The organism is Achromobacter sp. DH1f, from assembly GCF_000633435.1.
Lineage (GTDB): Bacteria > Pseudomonadota > Gammaproteobacteria > Burkholderiales > Burkholderiaceae_B > Achromobacter > Achromobacter deleyi.
This window is the reverse complement of the sequence record NZ_AYMF01000014.1, coordinates 1-18,776: the sequence shown is the minus strand read 5'-3', so window position 1 is coordinate 18,776 and position 18,776 is coordinate 1. Positions and strand designations below refer to the sequence as shown.

General features: G+C 66.1%; 26 protein-coding genes and 1 tRNA gene. 3 read left to right on the top strand and 24 right to left on the bottom strand.

All coding sequences use genetic code 11. The features are described from left to right. Positions 1 to 53: 53 nt before the first annotated feature. Both U858_RS0113880 and U858_RS0113875 read right to left on the bottom strand, forming a co-directional pair. On the bottom strand, positions 54 to 1,067 hold the full coding sequence (locus U858_RS0113880; RefSeq protein WP_025137757.1) for a FecR domain-containing protein: 1,014 nt from the start codon (positions 1,065 to 1,067) through the stop codon (positions 54 to 56). Then, positions 1,064 to 1,582, bottom strand: coding sequence for a sigma-70 family RNA polymerase sigma factor (locus tag U858_RS0113875; protein WP_025137756.1), 519 nt, complete (start codon positions 1,580 to 1,582; stop codon positions 1,064 to 1,066). Before U858_RS0113875 ends, U858_RS0113880 begins: the two co-directional genes overlap by 4 nt. Before the next feature lie 298 nt (positions 1,583 to 1,880). Here U858_RS0113875 and U858_RS0113870 point away from each other — a divergent pair, with 298 nt between their 5' ends. Continuing rightward, a complete protein-coding gene (locus U858_RS0113870) occupies positions 1,881 to 3,152 on the top strand; it encodes an MFS transporter (protein WP_025137755.1) in 1,272 nt (423 codons plus the stop codon). 85 nt (positions 3,153 to 3,237) lie between these two features. Here the strand turns inward: U858_RS0113870 and U858_RS0113865 are convergent, their stop codons facing one another. From U858_RS0113865 to U858_RS0113855, 3 genes are all read right to left on the bottom strand, one after another. Beyond that, positions 3,238 to 4,110 carry an NAD(P)-dependent oxidoreductase gene (locus tag U858_RS0113865; RefSeq protein ID WP_025137754.1) on the bottom strand — a complete coding sequence of 291 codons (873 nt, stop codon included), beginning with the start codon at positions 4,108 to 4,110 and terminating at the stop codon, positions 3,238 to 3,240. Positions 4,111 to 4,233: 123 nt separating this feature from the next. Next, a complete protein-coding gene (locus U858_RS0113860; protein WP_025137753.1) occupies positions 4,234 to 4,941 on the bottom strand; it encodes a fumarylacetoacetate hydrolase family protein in 708 nt (235 codons plus the stop codon). A 156-nt stretch (positions 4,942 to 5,097) separates the two neighbouring features. Beyond that, complete coding sequence (locus U858_RS0113855) at positions 5,098 to 6,000, bottom strand: helix-turn-helix domain-containing protein (protein WP_025137752.1); 903 nt, start codon at positions 5,998 to 6,000, stop codon at positions 5,098 to 5,100. A gap of 170 nt (positions 6,001 to 6,170) precedes the next feature. Between U858_RS0113855 and U858_RS0113850 the strand changes: the two genes are divergently transcribed. Beyond that, a complete protein-coding gene (locus tag U858_RS0113850) occupies positions 6,171 to 6,599 on the top strand; it encodes a PaaI family thioesterase (RefSeq protein WP_025137751.1) in 429 nt (142 codons plus the stop codon). 10 nt (positions 6,600 to 6,609) lie between these two features. On the opposite strand, the gene U858_RS0113845 is transcribed toward U858_RS0113850, so the two are convergent. After that, positions 6,610 to 8,067: a phosphatidylserine/phosphatidylglycerophosphate/cardiolipin synthase family protein gene (locus U858_RS0113845; RefSeq protein WP_025137750.1), complete on the bottom strand. Its 1,458-nt coding sequence runs from the start codon at positions 8,065 to 8,067 to the stop codon at positions 6,610 to 6,612. A 271-nt stretch (positions 8,068 to 8,338) separates the two neighbouring features. Here U858_RS0113845 and U858_RS0113840 point away from each other — a divergent pair. Beyond that, positions 8,339 to 8,414, top strand: a tRNA-His gene (locus U858_RS0113840). Between the two features lie 91 nt (positions 8,415 to 8,505). Here U858_RS0113840 and U858_RS0113835 read toward each other — a convergent pair. The 18 genes from U858_RS0113835 to U858_RS0113750 form a co-directional block, all read right to left on the bottom strand. Continuing rightward, positions 8,506 to 9,561 (bottom strand): tyrosine-type recombinase/integrase, encoded by a 1,056-nt coding sequence (locus U858_RS0113835; RefSeq protein ID WP_157838800.1) that lies wholly within the window; start codon positions 9,559 to 9,561, stop codon positions 8,506 to 8,508. Then, on the bottom strand, positions 9,558 to 9,782 hold the full coding sequence (locus tag U858_RS33705; protein ID WP_025137748.1) for a DUF4224 domain-containing protein: 225 nt from the start codon (positions 9,780 to 9,782) through the stop codon (positions 9,558 to 9,560). Before U858_RS33705 ends, U858_RS0113835 begins: the two co-directional genes overlap by 4 nt. Beyond that, entirely contained in the window at positions 9,782 to 10,276 is a 495-nt protein-coding gene (locus U858_RS0113825; RefSeq protein WP_025137747.1) for a class I SAM-dependent methyltransferase, read from the bottom strand. Before U858_RS0113825 ends, U858_RS33705 begins: the two co-directional genes overlap by 1 nt. Then, entirely contained in the window at positions 10,269 to 11,711 is a 1,443-nt protein-coding gene (locus U858_RS0113820; protein WP_025137746.1) for a hypothetical protein, read from the bottom strand. The genes U858_RS0113825 and U858_RS0113820 overlap by 8 nt, the downstream gene beginning before the upstream one ends. Positions 11,712 to 11,889: 178 nt before the next feature. After that, entirely contained in the window at positions 11,890 to 12,012 is a 123-nt protein-coding gene (locus tag U858_RS36375) for a hypothetical protein (protein ID WP_255358787.1), read from the bottom strand. Continuing rightward, positions 12,009 to 12,701 (bottom strand): hypothetical protein, encoded by a 693-nt coding sequence (locus U858_RS34245; RefSeq protein ID WP_025137745.1) that lies wholly within the window; start codon positions 12,699 to 12,701, stop codon positions 12,009 to 12,011. Before U858_RS34245 ends, U858_RS36375 begins: the two co-directional genes overlap by 4 nt. After that, positions 12,688 to 13,422 (bottom strand): hypothetical protein, encoded by a 735-nt coding sequence (locus tag U858_RS0113805; protein WP_025137744.1) that lies wholly within the window; start codon positions 13,420 to 13,422, stop codon positions 12,688 to 12,690. Before U858_RS0113805 ends, U858_RS34245 begins: the two co-directional genes overlap by 14 nt. Position 13,423: 1 nt before the next feature. Next, entirely contained in the window at positions 13,424 to 13,927 is a 504-nt protein-coding gene (locus tag U858_RS0113800; protein WP_029953836.1) for a hypothetical protein, read from the bottom strand. Positions 13,928 to 13,929: 2 nt separating this feature from the next. Further along, positions 13,930 to 14,445: a hypothetical protein gene (locus U858_RS0113795; protein ID WP_157838799.1), complete on the bottom strand. Its 516-nt coding sequence runs from the start codon at positions 14,443 to 14,445 to the stop codon at positions 13,930 to 13,932. A 50-nt stretch (positions 14,446 to 14,495) separates the two neighbouring features. Continuing rightward, positions 14,496 to 15,035 carry a hypothetical protein gene (locus tag U858_RS0113790; protein WP_025137741.1) on the bottom strand — a complete coding sequence of 180 codons (540 nt, stop codon included), beginning with the start codon at positions 15,033 to 15,035 and terminating at the stop codon, positions 14,496 to 14,498. A 35-nt stretch (positions 15,036 to 15,070) separates the two neighbouring features. Further along, positions 15,071 to 15,475 (bottom strand): hypothetical protein, encoded by a 405-nt coding sequence (locus U858_RS0113785; RefSeq protein WP_025137740.1) that lies wholly within the window; start codon positions 15,473 to 15,475, stop codon positions 15,071 to 15,073. A gap of 11 nt (positions 15,476 to 15,486) precedes the next feature. Continuing rightward, positions 15,487 to 16,254 (bottom strand): lambda exonuclease family protein, encoded by a 768-nt coding sequence (locus U858_RS0113780; protein WP_025137739.1) that lies wholly within the window; start codon positions 16,252 to 16,254, stop codon positions 15,487 to 15,489. Beyond that, positions 16,254 to 17,240, bottom strand: coding sequence for a recombinase RecT (locus U858_RS0113775; protein WP_025137738.1), 987 nt, complete (start codon positions 17,238 to 17,240; stop codon positions 16,254 to 16,256). Before U858_RS0113775 ends, U858_RS0113780 begins: the two co-directional genes overlap by 1 nt. Then, a complete protein-coding gene (locus tag U858_RS0113770; protein ID WP_025137737.1) occupies positions 17,237 to 17,440 on the bottom strand; it encodes a hypothetical protein in 204 nt (67 codons plus the stop codon). Before U858_RS0113770 ends, U858_RS0113775 begins: the two co-directional genes overlap by 4 nt. 2 nt (positions 17,441 to 17,442) lie before the next feature. Then, a complete protein-coding gene (locus tag U858_RS0113765; RefSeq protein ID WP_025137736.1) occupies positions 17,443 to 17,685 on the bottom strand; it encodes a hypothetical protein in 243 nt (80 codons plus the stop codon). Positions 17,686 to 17,752: 67 nt separating this feature from the next. After that, the gene (locus tag U858_RS0113760) at positions 17,753 to 18,115 is read right to left on the bottom strand and encodes a hypothetical protein (RefSeq protein ID WP_025137735.1); all 363 of its coding nucleotides are present in this window, start codon (positions 18,113 to 18,115) and stop codon (positions 17,753 to 17,755) included. 2 nt (positions 18,116 to 18,117) lie between these two features. Continuing rightward, a complete protein-coding gene (locus U858_RS0113755) occupies positions 18,118 to 18,354 on the bottom strand; it encodes a hypothetical protein (RefSeq protein WP_025137734.1) in 237 nt (78 codons plus the stop codon). Between the two features lie 41 nt (positions 18,355 to 18,395). Beyond that, on the bottom strand, positions 18,396 to 18,776 hold a 381-nt coding region (locus U858_RS0113750; protein ID WP_025137733.1), incomplete at its 5' end, for a pentapeptide repeat-containing protein.

Below are 18,776 nucleotides of genomic sequence, written 5' to 3'. Positions count from 1 at the left end.
GACGCGCCACGCGGAAAAAGCGGAACCGTTGCAGCGAAAAAAAAGTGAAAAAGTCAGCGGGCGGGCGCCACCCGGTCGATCATCACCAGCCAGGGTGTCAAGGTGCGCACCCGGATCGGGAAGCTGCTGGCCAGCAATTGCAGCGCGCGCTCCGGGTCGTCCAGCGGCAGCACGGCATTGACCTGCAAGCCGGCCAGCGCCTCGCGGTCGATGCGCATGACGCCCGGCCGATAGCGCGCCAGGGTATCGAGCACGTCGGCCAGCGGCTGGTCCTGCACCACCAGGCGGCGGTATTTCCAGGCGTCTTCCAGCGCGGCCGCGTCCACGGCCGTCGGTTCGCCCAGGCCCTGCGCGGTGATGCGCAAGGCCTGTCCGGCCGACACCTCGCGCCCCGCGCCGCCCGCCGCTTGCCGCGGGGTGGCCAGCACCCTGGATTCCAGCATGGTCAGCACGGTCACGCCGGCCTCGGCGTGCACCACGAAGCGGGTGCCCAGCGCGCGCACCGTGCCCTCGGCGGTGCGCACCGTGAAGGGTCGGGCGGCATCCTTGGCGACTTCCACCAGAATGTCGCCGCGCACCAGTTCCACCTCGCGGCGCTGCGGATCGAAATGCAGGTTGAGCGCCGTGCCCGGTTCGAGCGTCACGCGGCTCTGGTCCGACAGGACGTGCGTCTGCCACTGGCCGGCGCCGCTGCGCATGTCGGCCAGCAGATACGAAGAAGGATAGAAATGCAGGAACACCGCCAGCGGCGCGGCCAGCACGCCCGCCAGCGCCAGGGCGGCCATGGCGCGGCGCACGCGGCGCCGCCGACCGGCTGCCCAGCCCGCCTTCAAGCCCGCGTGCAGCGGCTGCGTCTGCCCCGCTGCGTCGTCGCGCAGCGCACCCAGCTGCGCCAGCACGGATTCCATGCGTCGCGCGGCAGCTTCGTGCTGCGGATGCTCGCGCTTCCAGGCGTCAAAGTCCGCCCGCAGCCGTTCGCGTTCGGCCGGACTGGCGTCGTCTTCGGTCAGGCGCAGCAGCCACTGGGCCGCTTCGTGCGCGATGGACGGCGTGCCGGCCGCGCTCATGCCTGCACCTGCTCGTGGCAATGCACCAGCGCCGCCACCAGGTACTTGCGCACCATGCGGTCAGACACGCCCAGCGTCGCCGCAATCGTGGCGTGGGTCTCGCCATCCAGGTAGTGCAGCAGGAACGCCTGGCGCGGCCGTTCGGCCAGCCCGTCCAGGATGGCGCTGATCTGCGCCAGCGCCTGCGAGGTCATCAGGATCTGTTCGGGTGTCGGCGCGCCCGGCTGGTCGCGCAGCGCCAGGCTCAGCTCGGCCAGGTAGGCGGCTTCGACCTCGCGGCGGCGGGCCTGGTCGATGATCAGCCGGCTGGCCGTGACCGATAGATAGGCGCGCGGTTCGTTGACGGCGGCCAGCGCATCGCGCGACGCCAGGATGCGTGCAAACGTGTCGTGCGCCAGGTCGGCGGCGTTGTGCGGGCAGCCCAGCTTCTTCTTCAGCCAGCCCAGCAGCCAGCCGCCGTGGTCGACATACCAGGCATGCAGGTCGGGATCGGGGCGGGACGCGGCCGTGGGCATCGAAAACGCGCAGAGGCGGGTGGGAAAAGAGCCGCCAGGGCAGCCGTTCGGGAAGGGGTTTGGTAATGAAAATAACACTCAATTATATTTGGTCCGCCGAAAATTGCGAACCCGGCGCCCGCCGACCGGTCACCGGACAGCTTGTTGCCGCCGCCGCCCGCAGCCCATATAGCCGGGAGTAATATGGCGCGTCTGGCGGCCGGCTTCCGTTTGCGCGCATCCCCTGCGATGTCTGAAATCTTGAAGCGCCCCGGGCGACAAGAATTCACCAATAAAAAGACATCAAGGAGCGAGGCAAGTGGAGAAGCAAGAATCAGGCGGCTGGTATTTCGGCTGGAACATCGTCGGTGCCGCCACGGTGCTCACCCTGTTGACGGTGGGCCTGCGCATGGGCATCGGGCCGTTTTTCCTGCCCATGGCCGACGGCCTGGGTTTTTCGCGCAGCCTGCTGTCGGGCATCGTCGCGGTCGGCATGCTGTGCTATGGCCTGGGCATGCCGCTGGCCGGCTACCTGGTCAGCACGCGCGGCACCCGCTTCGTGCTCTTGACCGGCACGGCCATCGTGGTGGCCTCGTCCATCTGGACCGTGTTCGCGCGCGGCCCCATCGAATTCCTGCTCGCCTTCGGCGTGGCGCTGTCGATCGGCCTGGCGTTCACCAGCCCTGTCGCGCTGACCCCCGTGATCAGCCGCTGGTTCACGCGCCAGCGCGGCATGGCGCTGTTCTTCCTGTCCACCGGATCCATGGCGGGCATCGCGTTGATGACGCCCACGCTCACCTTTGCGATCTCGGCCGTGGGCTGGCAGGAAACCCTGCTGGGCTTTGCCGTGCTGTTCGCGCTGCTGAACGTGCCCGTGGCGCTGTTCGTCATGCGCGACCAGGCGCCTGAACACACCGACCTGCTGCCGCACCAGATCGTCGAGAAAAAGGCCTCGGCCAAAGCAGCCGCCAAGGCGCCCGACGCCAAGGTCCGCGACGCCGTGCGCACGCTGCCGTTCTGGCAGGTGGCGCTGGGCCTGTTCGCCTGTGGCTTCAGCATGAACCTGCTCGGCACGCATGGCATGCCCATGCTGATGGATCATGGCTTTGACGCCACCACCAGTTCGCTGGGCATAGGCCTCATCGGACTGGTCGCGATCTTCAGCACGCTGGTGCTGGGCCGCATGTCGGATCAGGTCGAGCGCCGCAACATCCTGGCCACCATCTACCTGGTGCGCGGGCTGGGCTTCTTTGCGCTGGTCATGGTGGGCGCGCACTGGGAACTGTACCTGGCCGCCACCATCGGCGGCGTGGTCTGGGCGGGCAGTATCGCGCTGTCGTCCGCCATCCTCGCCGACGTCTACGGCGTGCGGCTGGTGGGCGTGCTGTATGGCCTGACCTACCTGGGCCACCAGGTCGGCGGCATGATCAGTTCGTGGCTGGGCGGGTGGGCCTTTGAACGGTTCCACACGCACTGGGTGGCGTTCGGCGCGGCCGGCGCCTTGCTGCTGCTGGCCGCGATCATCTCGATGCAACTGCCGCGCCGCGGCGCCTTGCGCGTGGTGCCGGCGATGGCGGCGGGTCGGCCCTAGGCGGGCCCTGTCCGGGCTTTGACCCATAGGCCGGCGTTCAGCCGGCATGCAGGCCCGGTCGATGACCGGGCCCGTTCTTTTCCGCTTAGCGGTCTTTCAGCAACGACACCAGTTCCGGCACGTAGCGGTCGCCACCGCCCTGGTCCACCGCCTGGTCATAGGTGTGCAGCACGGCCGCGCCGATCTCGCGCACCGCGCCGGTTTCCGCGGCCATGGTGTTGTAGTAAGACAGGTCCTTCTGCGCGTTCGACATGAAAAAGCGCAGCGACGACGGGTCTTGTTCCAGCAGGTAGGGCTTCAGGCGCTCCAGCGCCACCCCGCCGCCGCCGCCCTTGGTCAGCACCTCGGCGAACACGGCCGGGTCGATGTCCGCGCGCAGCGCGCAGGCGGCCGCTTCGGACAGCAGCGCAATTGCGCCCAGCGACACGTAGTTGTGCAGCAGCTTCATGCGGTGGCCGGCGCCGATGGGGCCGGCATGCGTGATGTTTTCGGCAAAGCACGCCAGGATCGGCCGGCATTCCGCGAACAGCGCGGCATCGCCGCCCACCAGCAGGTTCAACCGGCCTTCGGCGGCCTCTTTCGGCGTGCGCGTCATGGGCGCGTCCAGGAAGCGGCCGCCGCGTTCCGTCACCGCCTCGGCCACCTTCAGGGTGGACGACGGGATGGCGGTCGAGCAATCAATGATGACGGTACCCGGGCGCAGCCCTTCCAGCACGCCGCCCGGCGACAGCAGCACGGCTTCGACCTGCGGGCTGCCCGTGACGCACAGGATGATCACGTCCGCCTGCACCGCCAGCGCCGCGCCGTCGGCGCAACTGGTGGCGCCCGCGGCCTTCAGGGCATCCAGGGGCTGGTTGCCCGGGTGTTCCAGCACGGTCAGCGCGTGACCGTGCTTGACCAGATTGCTTGCAATGCCATGGCCCATCAGGCCGATGCCAACCATACCGATTTTCGCCATCTTCCACTGCTCCTGCCTCACGGGCGTTTGTTATGGCGTAAATCTTACTCTCAGATTTGCGGCGGCAGCGGCAGGGATGCCGATACGCGAGGCGGCTGGCGGGCCGCCCGCACCGCCTGCGCGTCAGACGATACGGATGCTCAGTTCCGGCAGGCCGTCCACATGCGCGCGGATCACGTCGCCACGCACCACCGGCCCCACGTTCTCGGGCGTGCCCGAATAGATCAGGTCGCCAGGGAACAGCTCGAACGCTTGCGACAGCCGCGAAATCTGCTCGGCCACCGACCAGATCATGTGGCTCAGCGTGGCCTGCTGCTTGCGTTCGCCGTTCACCGACAGCCAGATCTCGCCTTCCCGGTAGTGGCCCGTCTGGGCCACGGGGTGGATCGGCCCGATGGGGGCGGCATGGTCGAAGCTCTTGCCGATTTCCCACGGCTTCTTCTGGTCGCCCATGCCGCGCTGCAGGTCGCGCCGCGTCATGTCCAGGCCCAGCGCGTAGCCGTACACGCATTGCAGCGCGTCTTCCGGCGCGATGTCGCGGCCGCCCTTGGACAGCGCCGCCACCAGTTCCACCTCGTAGTGGTAATTCTGGGTCAGGGGCGGGTAGGGGTGGTCCGTCACGCTGTCGGGCAGCACCACCTGGATCGCGTCCGTCGGCTTCTGGAAAAAGAACGGCGGCTCGCGCGTCGGGTCCGAACCCATCTCGATGGCGTGGGCCGCGTAGTTGCGGCCGATGCAGTAGATGCGCCGCACCGGAAAGCGCTGCGCGCTGCCGGCGATGGGCACCGTGGTCTGGGCCACGGCAAAAGGGGTCTGGACGGGCGGGTTCATCGCGGGTCTCCTGAAGGTTGCGAGGGTTGCAGCCACTTTACGGTGGCCGCGCCCCGGCGCACTGGAGACGATTACGCAATCCCTGGACGATTCCGTGATTTGCAGGGCGGCGCCGTCCGAGTCCGCGTGAGGCCACGCTTGGCGCGGCCGTCCGGCTCACCCGTCCGCGTTGCCCGCCCGCAGGCGTTCGCGGTATTCGGTGGGGCTGATGCCTTCCAGCTGGCGAAAACGGCGCGAGAAGTACGCCTCGTCCGCGAAGCCCGCCGCGTGCGCCACCTGGCTGACCTTGCGCGCCGAATGCGCCAGCAGGTCGCGGGCCAGCGCCATGCGGCGTTCGGCCACCAGTTCGGTGAAGGTCTTGCCGGTTTCCTTCTTCAGCAGATGCGCCAGGTAATTGGGCGATAGGAAAGCGGCCGCGGCTGCATCGTTCAGCGTCAGGTTCTCGGTGATGTGCGCGCCGATGTGCGCCAGCACGCGCTTGACGCTGCCGCGGCGGCTGCTGCCCGCGTGATGGCGCGCCATGTGCAGCAGGTCGGTTTCATGGCGCTCGCACACCAGGCCGATCAATTGCAGGATCAGCCCGCGAATCGTCGTCAGCGACCCAAAACCGCGGCGCTGGTTTTCTTCGGTCAGGCGCTGGATCAGGTCCTGCACCTGCGCAAAACCGGCGTCGTCCAGCTCGAAATCCAGGTATTCCTGGAACAGAAAGGGTGCCAGCGCCGGCGCCTGCGATACGGGCACCTCTTCCAGGTCCAGCGGGTCCACCGTCAGTTCCGGCCACAGGAAACGCTGCGCGAAATTGATGATCACGTAACGCGCGCCCGGCGGATGCGGCACCAGGTGCACCCGGTACGGCAGCACAAAGCTCAAGGAACCGCGCTTGAACGGGCGCACCGTGCCGCTGATGGTCTGGCGGGTATCGCCGTCCAGGTTCACCTGGATCTGGAAGTACTCGTGGCGGTGCGGCTGCTCGAGCGGCTCGCGCACCTGCTGCGCGCGGATATCGAAATCGAAATAGTCCGCGCGCTCGGCCATGCCGTAGGTCTTGATGGAGTTCATGCGTAAAACTGGGTGCCGGGCGGTTGATGGCCAGACTGTAGCGCCGGCGCGACGGCCGCGCCAGCCGGCGGCGATATTGTCCGTTCACCGGTCGCCCGGCCGCCGCGCCTGCGCGGCACGGCCGGTTTGCGCTACCGTTGCAGGTTCCGCAGCGGATTTCCCCCTTTGCCATGACCGATTCCATTCCTACCGGCTTTGCGCCCTGGCGCCCCAGCAGCGCCTTCATGCAGCACCTGGACGATCTCAGCGGCTTCTACCGGCGCGCGGCCGACGACGTGCTGGCCCTGCGCGTGGGCCAGGTCCACGGCAACATGCACGGCATGGCGCACGGCGGCTTTCTGGCCACCCTGGCCGACAGCGCCCTGGGATTCGTCATTGCCCACCAGTGCCAGGCCTCGGTCGTGACCGCCCAGATGTCGGTGGAATACCTTAACGCCGTCATGCCCGGCGACTGGCTCGAAGCCCACGTCACCATCGACAAGCGCGGCAAGCGGCTGATCTACGCCACCTGCCGGCTGCAGGTCGACGACCGCCTGGTGCTCAAGGCCAGCGCGGTCTTTGCCGTGCGTCAGGCGGCCACGCCGACGTCGGACGGTTGATCGGGCACGCCTACAGATACGGCGTGGCCAGCCAGATCACCTTGTTGCGCAGGCGCTTGGCGAATGGCGCCTGCTGCAGGGCTTCCAGTGTTTCGCGGCGCGCGTTGCCCACCAGCGCGTCGATCTTCGCGCCGATCCAGCGCGCCACGGCGGGGTCGTAGATTTCCGTATCCAGCTCGAAATTGAGCCGCAGGCTGCGCGGGTCCAGGTTCGACGAACCCACATAGGCCCAGCCGTCGTCCACCGTCATCAGTTTCGAATGGTCGAACATGCCTTGCGAGCGCCACACGCGGCACCCAGTGCGCACCACCTGGTCCAGCTGCGCCGTCATGGCGTAGTCCACCAGCCGCAGGTTGTTCTTGCCGGGAATCACGATGTCCACCACTACCCCGCGCCGCGCCGCCGTGGCCAGTGCGCCGATCAGCGGCTGGTCGGGCAGGAAGTAGGGCGACTGGATGCGCACGTGCCGCTGCGCCACCGCCAGCGCACCCAGCAGGATGCTGTGGGCGCTGCCCATCGCCCGGTCCGGACCCGACGGCACGCAGCGCATGGGCACGTTGCCGTGCGGCGGCTGCGCGCTGGGGTCGAACCAGGGCGCGGCCGGCAGCGATTCGTGCGTCGTGAAATTCCAGTCGTGGGCAAACACCGACATCAGCTGCGTCACAATCGGCCCTTCCACCCGGAAATGCGTGTCCACATTGGTCGCCGCGCCCGACAGCGCCGTCACGAACGCCGCCCGTACATTCATGCCGCCGGTAAAGCCGATGCGCCCGTCCACTACCAGCACCTTGCGGTGGCTGCGCAGATTGGCATAGGGCATGCGCAGCACGCCCAGCGGGTTGGTCATGAAGCGCGCCACCGGTACCCCGCCGCGCGCCAGCATCCGCACGATCGGCGGGTGCGAATACTTGGACCCGATCGCATCGATCAGCACCCGCACCTGCACCCCGCGCGCCTGCGCCTCGATCAGCGCCTGTCCCATCTCGCGGCCGATCGCGTCGTTGTCGAAAATGTAGCTCTGCATCGCCACCGCATGGCGGGCGCCGCGGATGGCCTGCAGCATCGCCGGATAGGCCTCGTCGCCGCCGGCCAGCGGCTGCACGGTATTGCCACCCAGCAACCGGAAGCGGCTGACCTGGTCGCCCAGTACCTTCAGCGACGCGAACTGCGGCCCCGAGATCGGCGCCACATCCACGCTGGGCGTCTCCACCAGGGCGGCATCCACCAGCATCGCCTCGTCGCGCTGCTGCGTCATCCGGGTCTTGCGGATCCGGTTGATCCCCGCCACGAAATAGGCCAGCGCGCCAAACAGCGGTGAAAACAGCGCCAGCCCGACCCAGCCGATGGCCGAGCGCACATCCTGCTTGGTCATGGCCGCATGCACCGCCGCGCCGGCCCCGGCAACCAGGCTGACGCCGAACACCATGTGCGGCCAGTAGGCGATCAGTAATTCGTGTATGCGATCCATAGCGCCAGCGCGGGCGGGCCTCCGAAGGGTTGGTCCAAGGGGTGTTCCAAGCGGCAAGGATAGCAAGGCTGGCGGGCCCGCAACGGGGGGCCTGGCGGGAGTGCAGGGGCACAGAACAGGTATTCAAACAGCCCGTTTTACACACGCGAAAAAAACGTGCTAGAATTCGGCCTCTTCGCTGTTGAACACATTGAAGCCGCAGGAAAAACACTCGCAAGGTGGGTGCTTTGAAAGCGAAGGCAGCAATGATTCAGCAGTAAAGAAACCAGTGGTGGCTGTAGCTCAGTTGGTAGAGTCCTGGATTGTGATTCCAGTTGTCGTGGGTTCGAGTCCCATCAGCCACCCCACCGAATTCAAATGAAATCAGGCACTTACGCGAAAGCGGGGTGCCTTTTTTCATTTCCGAATGGTGGCAAGAACCGGGATTGGTGGCAACCGTCAGGCGCTGCCCTTGATCTTGACCACGCGCCGGCGGTCATAGACGCGCCTGGTCGTTGCTGGGTTGGCATGCGTTTCCGGGTTCTCATCCCGGCCCACCAACACCGTGACGTAATAGGCGCGCAGGTCGTGAAACGTAAAGCGCTCTCGACCTGGCACAGCCATCCAATCCTTCATGATCTTCGACCACAGGGCCTTAAAGCCTTGCTCGGAATACGGTTGCCCGTCACGGTTGGTGAACACGAACATGGATTCCGGGATGGCCGACTTTCCATCCCGAGCGCGACGATCCATCTGGGCGAGCTCAGCGAAGAGTTGGCGCAATGCCGGTGTCCATTCGATCAAGCCCCTGCGTAGCGCGTCGCCGGCTTTGGCCTTGGCAAAGCCCACTGTGATGCCGGCCGGCCCCATGTCGACCTTTCGCAGCTCCAGAAATTCCACGCGGCGGCGCCCGGTGAGCGCGATGAACTTGGCCATAAGGCCAATGACGTGCGAGGACGGCCCTTTTTTTGCCGCTGTGGCGCAGAAAGACTCGATCTCTTCCCAGGACGGACAGCGCGATCGCGGGCGCTCCTTGTTCCTGCGCACCTGGCGGCAGGGATTGGCGGTTGCATAGCCCTGCTCGATTCCAAACTGAAACGCTGACGCCAAGAACGCCATTTCACGGTTGGCTCGCACCGGCGCTGACGCGCGTTCCACACGCAGATAGCGCGCAATGTGCGGCGGCTTCATGTCATCGACCTGCATGGCCGAGAAGCGCTCCAGGACCTGCTTGCTGGCTGTGATGTAGTCGTCCTGAGTCTTCGGCGCCAGGTCGTTCTTGAAGCTGCCGCTGGCCATGTACTCGCGGATCAGCTCGCCGACGGTGCCGGTGTCCGGTGCGCGGCGTTCCATCTCCAGCACGCGCTTGATGGCCTCGGCGCGGTCGTGCCCCAGGTTGATGTATTTCCGGTCATAGGTGTAATACCGAAAAGTCCAACCGCCTTTGGCGCGCGGCCGCGCCTCCATACGAGGCAAGAGGCCCAGTTTCAGGTTCTTTGTTCGCTTGGCAATCATGCCGCGCATCTCCAATTCGGCTCGGCGCCGCTTTTCGGTCGCCGCTTCTCTTCGCCCGATAGCCGGGCATCATGGTACTCGCGCAGGATGCGCGGCCAGCCGTCGCCAGCGGCGCGGGCGAAGGGCCAGCCGTTGCGCTCAAGCCACCGGCAGGCCGCGGCGCGCGTGACATAGCCGGTCAGCGCCTTGACCTCATCCGGCGTGAGGTACGGGGAAGCCATCACATCTCCTTCTTGTCGGTGTCGGCCGGCTTCATGAACGTCAGCCAGTGGGTCTTTTCGCGCTTGCCGGACTTGTGGCCAAACAGTGGCCGATGTTCGGTCAGGGCCAGGATCTGGCTGACCGGGATCTGGACCTCGGCCCACTTGAAGATCAGCACGCCGGCAGGTTTCAGCACGCGGAAGCACTCGGCCAGGCCCTGGCGCAGATCCTGCTGCCAGTCGTCACCCAGGATTCCGTACTTGGCGCGGAGCCAGGAATCTCGGCCGGCGCGGCGAAGGTGCGGCGGGTCGAACACCACCAGGCTGAACGAGTCGGCGGTGAAAGGCATGGCGCGGAAGTCCATGTTCAGGTCGGGCGTGATGTTGAAGGCCCGGCCGTCGCATAGGGTGTGTTCCTCGCTGCGGATGTCGCCAAAGAGCGCGCGCTGGTCCTGGCGGTCAAACCACATCATGCGGCCGCCGCAGCAAGGATCGAGGATCGCTGAATCACGCATCCCGCTCTCCTTGTTCGGTCTGGGTGGCAGAAAGGGCGGCGCGCCAGCCGTGCAAGAAGAAACCGTGATAGTTGATCGTCTCGGACACGGTCCATCCTCCCGTGCCGACGTCGGCGCGGCATTCCGCCCACGCTGCCTCGACATTCCTGGCGTGCTGCTGCCCGCCGTCCTTGTCCGCCTGGGGCTGCTTGAGGGCGCGGATATGTTTGGCGATCAGTTCAGAGACCCACATCGGATAGCCAGCCCAGCAGGTTCCACCGACAATCCCCGCCGCCAGCTCCAGGGCTGCGTTGCGCACCGCCTGGCTGGCCTGGGGCTGCTTGATAGCCTGATCCCATCCTGCCGCCCAGCCGGCAGCATGGCCGCGCTCGTACTCGCTGGTCTGGGGCGGCACGTCGATGACATCGCCGGCACCGAACTTGCGCACCTTTTCCCGCCAGGCGCCGATTTCTTCGGCGGTGGTGAAGGTCGGCAGCAGCGCACCGGCCTCACGCAGCAGGTACATCGCTTCGATGCGATAGGCGTCGATCTTATCCAGTCGTGCCACGGTGGCAGCCGCATCCCCGAGTGGCGGTTTCCACTGTTCGCCGCCGTGGTAGGTGTAACACTTGGCTTGCAGCGTGCGCACGGCCGCCGCCGCCTCGCTGGCCTGGGGCGCGGCATAGAGCGTATTCAGGCCGGGGCGCAACGGCGTGTCGTTAGGCAAAAGCGCACTCGCCAGATACCGATTGCCCTCTCGATACACGTAGACCTCAACGGTCACAAGCTCCCCGGCTACAGGGGCGCCCATGGCATCCAGCACGGCCAGGATGCGCGCCGGGTATTCTTCCAGCGGCACGTCCTGATTGTCGGCGGCGGCCAAGTTCTCGTACACGCGGCGGGAAAATTCCCCGCGCCAACTTCCGGCCGACGGGCCACGCAGGCTCCATCCGGCTACAGGGGCGCTTGCCAGGGTGGCGCTGGCAATCTCGTCCACGAAGGCCGCTCTGGTGTCGTGGTCGGCCTCGCTGATGAAGCTGGCGCGGCGAATGAATTCTTTCCGCTGCTCCGTCGTCAGCGCCCGCTCATCGGCAGTGGCGCTTGCCACGGGAGCGGCGCCGGTCGCTCGATCACGTTCAGCGATTTCCCCTGCCCTGTAGCCCCGCTGGAAGGAAGGCCCGTCGTAGGCGATGCCGTCGCAGTCGCTGGCGCTGATCCAGCATTCCGAGATTGCTTCATCGTCCGGGGCTATCGGCGGGGGCACTACCTCATCGTCCACCGGCACGCCCTCCGCGCGCAGCTTGGACAGCAGGGCGGCGGCGCCGGCAGCGATGTATTCGTGCGGACCGGCATTGGCTAGTCCCTGTTCTTTGGCGTCACGAATCGCTGCCTTCGCGGCAGTCCTGATTTCGTCATCCGTCAGCACGGGCTGGGTGGCGTTGTTTTGGTCGGTCATGTCTTTCCATTCCTTTTCGGACGCCGCTTCTCGGCGGCCAGTTCTCGGCGGAGACGCTTGATTTCGTCCCGGGCTTCACGCATAACGGGGGCAAGCCAGCCAGGGGCTTCCTGGTGAGCGCACTTGATAGCAGCTTGCAGGCGAGCCAGCAGGGGTGCAGGCTTTGGGGCGATCATGCTCACCTCCCCGCGCCCTGCTGGCGCAAGTCGTCTCGCCGTTCGAGGTAAGCCTTGATGAAGGTGACAGCCGAGCAGTAAGCGCAGCCGACACCGAAGCCAATGGCGAAGTGCAGCCAGTTCATGATTTGCTCCCCGCGCCCTGGCCGCTCGATTGGATGGGGCGGTGCCGAGAATTAGGCTTCAACGGTTCGCGGCTTAGAACTCGCTCAATCGGATGGCCGCCTCTTATGCGGTCCCTGATTGTGGTCACGTCAAAGCCAAGTTCATCCGCCCATTCCTTGACCGTCATCTTCTTTCCCTGGTATTCAAGGAAAAGGACTTGCCGGCGCTTGTTGTGGCTTTGTTCCCTGTGCGTAGCCCAGCGGCAGTTTCCAGGCTCATAGTTGCCATAGTTGTCGATCCGATCAAGCGTTGTGCCCAACGGCCTGTCTCCCATGTCTGCGTGGAAGTTTGCGAAATCCAACCAGCGCTCGCATACCGTTATGCCCCGCGCGCCGTAATACTTGTATACAGCGCACGTGCTGACTAGGCAGCGGCGCTTCATGGATTCATGGGTGGCGTATGCGCGCTTCTTTCCATCCGACCATTCTGGCTGCTGGATACCCCTCCAGCGTTTGTCCACCATGAGCTTGTTCTTGTGTGACTGGACCGCATCAACAGGCGTCTCCAACGCAGCTCGCAATGACATGCCGCGCTTGATTCTGCCGTGCAGTGTGGCTTCGTGGATGCCATACACTCGGGCAAAGTGGCGCAAGGGCATGCGGATGCCATCCAGTTCAAGAAGGTGCACCCCGGTTTTAGTGATCGCCATCTTTTCCTCCGGATTGGGCTGCAATGGCGGCGTCACGCAGGCCCATCCAGGATTGAGCGGCGCCCCATACATCAGCCGGGCCGGCATCCTCGACATAGCCCAAGACGTCGCGCAACAGGGGGTGGTCGAGCAGCGCCAGGCCGGCGGCCAAAGCAGCGTCGGCCCGTGCCATGTTCCAGAATGGTTCCAGCCAATGGCCTACGGGCGGCGGGTTCACACCCTGGGCGCCGAATCCCAGCGCGCCGGTGATTGCGTCGCCGAACAGCTTCTGCAACGCAGGATCGGCCAGCGCATCGCCAGCAGCGGGGGCGGCGCCGGGATCAGCCGGCAAGCGCTGCCACTTCGTGGGCACCTCGCTGCCATCCAGGCGGGTGGCGTCGGGCCACTGCGTGAACCAATCCTTTTGGAACAGCGTGTCTTCGTCGTAGGCGTCAAGTTCGGCTTGCGTCAGCGGGAACCCGTCCGCCGACGTGTAGCTGGCGATGAACTGGCCGCAATCTTCGCGCCACGCCAAAATATGGGTTCCATCCTTCGGCGCGCTCTCGATGGGCAGCCAGCCATCGGCCGGCGCAGCAGGGGCTGCGGCAAGCATGGCGGCGTAGACGCGCGGCGGGAAGTCATCGTTGCCGGTGCAGTTTCTGATGGTACGCACCGCGGCAACATGCATCGGCTCGGTCGGCTCAATGGGCACCAGCTTCCAGCCGGCGGGTATGGTGGTCATGTCAGGCTCCAGTGGCGCGCGCGGCGTCCAATTCAGCAAGGATTTGGGTCTGGCGCAGCAGGTCGGACGCGTCAGCCTGGGTCAGGCCGGCGCCGATGCGGCGAAGGGCGGGTATCTCGGCCTGCAGGGCGGCCATCAGGGGCCCGTCGATGGGCATGCCCACGTCCAGGCGGTTGGCCAGCTGGCGCAGCGCCGCGGCCTTGAACGGGCTGCCGTGGCGGGTGGCCCACATATCGAAGAAGTCGGCCATGCCCGAGATAGCCGGCGCGCTGGCGTACCATTCGCCGTCGGCGACGCAGTGGAAAATCGGCGTGCCGCGGGCGTCGGTGGTGATCGTGCCGTCGCGCTCGATCTGGTCAATGATCGCTTCCAGCGGCGCCAGGGTCTGCTGGGCCTTGATCAGCATCGGCAGGCGGGCCGGGCGGTCCGGCCTGCGAGTGGCGCGCACGCGGGCCTGCTGCTTTTCGAGCATGCGACGCTGCTGGCGGTTCATGGCGGGGATCATGGTCAACGTCCTTTCAGGTGGACGGCGAGCAAATTGGCCAGGGCTTTGGCGATAGGCCCGTGCAGCGTGGCGGCAAGTGCCTCGCGGGGCATCTGTGCGAAGGCTCGCTCGTCAATCGCATAGGCCACGTGGCCGTCATCTAGCTTCACGTGGAAGTGCAAGGCGCCGCGGTAGTCCTGATAATCCAGGCTAGCCAAGAGCTGCCGCATCTGGATAACTTTCATGTCGAGGGTCAGCGGCATCGACTCGTCGCCAAGGTAGGGGAGCGCGTTGATAGCGGTCGGCTGTGCCAGCACAAAGTCGCCACCCAGCGGATTCGGGTGATCGCCGCGCATGACCGGCGGCAGCGCCACGTCATGGCCGAGAACGCTTCTTGCGTGGTCGATCACTGCTTCCGCCTCTGCAAGCCTGCGGTGAGCTTGCTCAAGCAAGCCCTGGCCCATGCTGTTCGATAGCTCCAGCTGCGCGACGCGTTCGCGTGCGCGGCGCCGCTGATTCCTTCCGTACCGTTTGCTCATCGTGTGCTCTGTATAGGTGGCCGGCGGGCAGCGCCGCGCCGGCCGTGGGGTTACGCCGCTTCGGGTTCCAGGTTCAGGCCCAGCGATCCCTGCTTGTCGACGGCGGGCGTGACGCTGATATCGACCTCGCCACCCAGGACCTCGTACAGGCGCTTGATCTGCTCGCCCGTGGGGTTGCACTTGACGCGGAAGCCATAGCGAGCGCTGCCGCCTTCCATCAGGTCCACCGAGAAGTGGTCAACGTCGGCCGTCTCGAAGTCGATGTCGGACGCGCCGCCCAGGCCAAAGCCGATCACGACCTGCGCACCCTTCAGTTCGTGCTTGAGGCGCAGCGCGCCGATCAGGTCGCCGAACTTGCGCACGGTCAGCGCATCAGCCGGGCTGCCTTCGAAGATTTCTTCCTGTTCAGGCGGCGTCTCTTCGCGGCGATACAGCGCATCGCGCAGCACAGGGTGGAACATGGCCAGCAGGCCATTGCTCTCTGTGAAGGCGATCTTCAGGTCCGCGCCGCCGACTTTCTCGTCGCCGTGGTTCTCGGGGCGCACGTTCAGGTGCGCGAGGGTGACTTTCTGGCTTTCCAGGCTGAACATTCGTCAGTCTCCTAGGTTGTGCTGCTGGGGAAGGGTTAGGCTTCGGGATGGATTTCGTAGAAGTCGACGCTCTCGCTGTAGTAGCCGTTGGAAGAGCCGTACCAGCGGATGTCGACGTAGCCCTTGCGGGTCGCGAGCTTGTAGAAGGTCCACGTAAAAGACTCGGGCCCACCCCATTCGCTGACTTCGCTTTCGGGCGGCGGCACGCCTTCGCTGCTGACTTCCTCGGCCACCAGAATTGGTTCGCCGATCAGGTCTTTCAGGTCGCCAACGATGGATTCGATGGAGACGCTTTCGCAGCAGTCCTGGTTGTGAAACATGCGGTACTGCTTGCCATCGGTGGTCGTGAAGTCGATTTGCTTATCGGTCGCGACGACTTCGAGCAGAACCTGCCCGATCAAGACGGACAGCTCGCGTTCGTTTTCGTAGGGTATGTACACAGGTTTCTCCGTCAGGCGGCCTTGCGGCGCAGGGTGGTTTCGTATTGGTCGACCAGCCCGGCGAACTGCATCAGGTCGTCAACGAGGCGGTCGATGTAGTCGTCGTCGCGCTTGAATTCGCGCAGCCAAAGCTGCTTGCCGATCGGCGCCAGGGCGGGGCAGTACAGGCCCAGGTGCCACCAGGCGCGGCCGGTGATCCACATGCAGCCCTGTACCTGGTCCATTACTTCGCTGGGATCGTTGTCGATGTGGAAGGCGCGCAGCTTGTCCGGAGCGAGGAAGCACTTGTATTCGCTGCCGCCGGGGTCGCCGATCAGGCCGTCCGCGCTGGCGCCGAAAAGGCGGTCGTCGGTAAGCACGAAGCCGGCACGCTCGACCAGCAGGCCGGTCTGCATTTCGTGTTCCATGCGGGCCTCGGGCTCCAGTTCGTGCCCACGGCGCATGGCCCAATTCTGGTAGCCCTCGTCCAGCGGCTGGCCAGCGATGCGCTCGACCGCGAGGCGGAACGCGTAGTCCTTGGCCTCGCCCGAGAAGTTACCCACCGGCAGGCCGGCCAGGGCGCGCTCGACGCCTTCGGCACGCGGCGCCGACTTGTAGCCGGCCTTCGCCGCCGCTTCCTTGGTGTCCATGCCGGCCCTCACATAGGCCACGTACAGCGCCTGGCGCTCGTCCAGCACGCCCACGCGCTTGCGGGCCACCGAGAACATGCTGGCGGTGATCACTCCAGCGCGCGCGGCGTGCCATTCCTCGCTGCCCTGCTCGCAGTTGACGATCAGCATCATTCGCTCCTGTTGTCGTCACGGCCGAAGCCGTCGTCTGCCGGCGCGGTGGTGGCCGGCGCTTCGTCGATGGTCTTGCCGTCGTCCGGCGGCGTTTCGGTGGGAACGGCCTCGCCGCGCAGCACCGCGCCGCGCGCTGCCACGGCGGCCTTGAACGCGTTGTAGATGCCCATGTCCTTGGTGGCGCGCACCTCGGCCAACCCGTCCTTCCAGACCTGTTCCAGGGCGACGGCATCCCGGGCGGCGTCGACGGCCTTGCGCAGGCGCGGCAGCAGGTCGGGGTCGGCCGGCGCGCTGGCGGTGGTGGCCAGGCCTTCGCCGCCGTCCGTGTTCAGGTGGTGGATCGCTTCCGACAGGCGGTCGTTCTTCGGCCAGTACTTGTAGGCGCGCTTCACGACCGTCTTTTTGGCCATCTCGCCGTAGTCGGTCTTCCAGGGCGACGACTTGCCGGACTTCACCGACTGCGACCGGTTCATGATCCCGTCGATTTCGTCTTTGCTCATGGGCGTGGTCAGGTAGTCGCCGTCGGCGGTCTTGACCACAACGTAGGCGCCGACGATCTCGCCGCGGTCCTTGCTGAACGGGTTGAAAACGTGCGTGGGCGGACCGTCGAAGCCGTTCAGCGCGAAGTTGTCGCCAGCGCGCACCAGTTCGGCCTGGGCCCAGCGGATCGAGCCGGTGGCCACGGCCAGGTCGATCAGGCCCATATAGCTGATGTCCAGGCAGATGCGCCCATCGCGCGGCACCAGGTACGCCTGGCGCTTCGCTGGGTTCAGGCTGATGCCGATCGCGGCCACGTTCGTCACCGCGTTGATCACCGACTGGCGGTTGCCGGTGGCGACCTTCAGCGCGAAGTCGTTGTTCTGCAGCACCTGGATGGCGAACCCGGCTTCCTTCTCGAAGTTGATCGAAGGATCGGTCAGCACCGCGGCGAAGGTCGCACGGCTGTCGTAGATGTCCTGGGTGATGACTTGTAGGTTGTTCATGCTGATTCCTGGGGGATGCCCGACCGCAACCGCAGCTCGCGGATGGTGTCGGCAGTGAATTGGCTGTCCGGCGAGTGGCCGAACCATTCGCATGCGGCGACGACGCCGAACGCGCGGATGGCGTTCTCGAAGACGTCGGCGGGGACACGCTCGTCAATGGGCGGAATCTCGCCGGGACCGCCGTGGTAGATGCGGAGCATGGTCATTCCTTGGCGGTCACGGCGGTCTTGCCGCAGCCTTCGCAGGTGGGGTAGGGGGTGGACTGGGCGTCGGTCTGCTGGCGCTCGCCATAGCCGAAGATCAGCGCGGTCAGCAGGCCGGCCACCACGTAGGCGGCGACGCGGTTGTCGCGGTCGCTCAGCAGGCGGCGGATCATTGGGCACCTCGCGCGGCCAATCAAGTAGGCGGCGCACAGGCCGGCCAGGATGAAAAGGGCGGTGGTCATTTGCGGGTCTTCCACAGGTCGTAGAGGGCGTCCGCCACCACCACAGCGCCAAGGATCACGAGGACGATCACAGGTAGGCCTCGGCTTCGTCAGGGTCCATTTCGGCCAGCAGGCGGTTGGCCTCGGCCTCAATGCAGTTGCCCAGGTGCCCGGCCAGGAACGCGCCCACGCTCGGCACGGTCGAGCCGATCAGCAGCACCAGCAGCACCGCGCCCTGGTTGTCGGCCAGCTCGTCCATCAGGTATTCCGCCCACTGGGCAGCCGTCAGGCCGAAGGCGGTCGGCTCGTCATTGCCCAGGCAGGCCGCCACGGCGGCGACGGCCTGCGCCTTCGTTACCGTCGGCGCGTCCTGGTCCACCTCGTGCGGCAGGGAGAAGGGCGGCGCCACGCGCAGCAGGTCGTCCATCAGTTCAGCGTGATAGGCACCCATGGTCAGTTCCTCCCCGCCAGTTCAGCCTCACGCGCCAGGCCCTGGTAATGCGCCAGGGCCGCGGCATCCACGCGGTAACGGTCGAATTCCGGCCGGAACGCCTCCGCCACGCGGGCTTGATTGATCGGGTCAGCCGTCAGCCACAACTGCGCCAACTGCTTGATGAACGAACCGCCGTACTGACGCATGACGTGCACGGCTTCGCCATCGGTCGCCGTCGGCTTGGTTTGCTGTTCCATGGTGGTCTCCTTGCCCCGGCACCCGGGGCGGGTGGGGAAGGTCAGGCGGCTTCTTGCTGCTCGGCCGGCTTCTCGCCGCCAGGCACGGCCGGCGACATCGTCACGATCGTGTGCAGCACCGGCTTCCACTTCTGCCACCACGCCAGCGCCGACGAATCCATCCGGCCGATCTGCTCATCGGTGAACGACCACCAGCGCTCCAGTTCGTGGAATTGGCAGCCGATCTGCATATGCGTCGCGGTGTAGGTGACCGGCCACGTATCGCACTGGATGGCCTTGATTTCGCGCAGGTTGCCTCTGGCGCCCCAGAGGCCGGCAAGGTCGCGCAGGTCGGCACCGCCCAGGTCGGCACCGCTCAGGTCGGCACCGCTCAGGTAGGCATCGCGCAGGTAGGCACCGCCCAGGTCGGCACCGCTCAGGTC